This window comes from Bacillus sp. LR--39 (genome assembly GCF_053613335.1).
This window is the reverse complement of the sequence record NZ_JBSIOT010001347.1, coordinates 1-568: the sequence shown is the minus strand read 5'-3', so window position 1 is coordinate 568 and position 568 is coordinate 1. Positions and strand designations below refer to the sequence as shown.

The 568-nt window shown below is 49.3% G+C and carries 1 protein-coding gene and 1 pseudogene; both read left to right on the top strand.

Annotated features, from left to right (window positions below):
- Nucleotides 1-270: pseudogene (locus ACWHAR_RS30410) on the top strand (sugar ABC transporter substrate-binding protein); the annotation flags it as partial.
- The coding region (locus ACWHAR_RS30405; protein ID WP_452088850.1) for a carbohydrate ABC transporter permease at nucleotides 267-568 on the top strand (302 nt) is incomplete at its 3' end. The pseudogene ACWHAR_RS30410 and the gene ACWHAR_RS30405, both read left to right, overlap by 4 nt.

The following is a 568-nucleotide window of genomic DNA, read 5'->3' as shown; positions in this document are numbered from 1 at the left end:
AAAGGCGAGCGAGGCGTTCCAGTCTCCGACAAGGTGGCGGATGCGATTAAACCGAAGCTGAATGAGGAAGAAACCAACATCGTGGAGTATGTAGAAACCGCGTCAAAAAACATCAGCAAAGCCGATCCGCCAGAGCCTGTGGGAAGCGCGGAGGTCATCAAACTGCTGAAGGATACGTCAGATCAGATTCTGTATCAGAAGGTATCGCCGGAAAAAGCCGCCAAAACGTTCCGGAAAAAGGCCAATGAGATATTAGAGAGGAATAATTGACGGGAAATGGGGCTGACGCAATGAAAAAAAGCCGGAGTATAAGAAAAGACAATCTGGCGGGATATGCTTTTATTTCTCCGTTTATCATCGGGTTCCTATGCTTTACGGTGATTCCGATGGGGGCGTCCCTGTTTCTGTCCTTCACGAGCTATGACTTGTTTACGGCGCCGAAATGGATCGGGCTCGACAACTTTAAGGAAATGTTTACGGGTGACGAAAAGTATTGGCAGTCTCTGAAGGTGACGTTTACGTATGTGCTTGCCGGGGTTCCGCTCCGCCTCGGCTTCGCGCTTTTTAT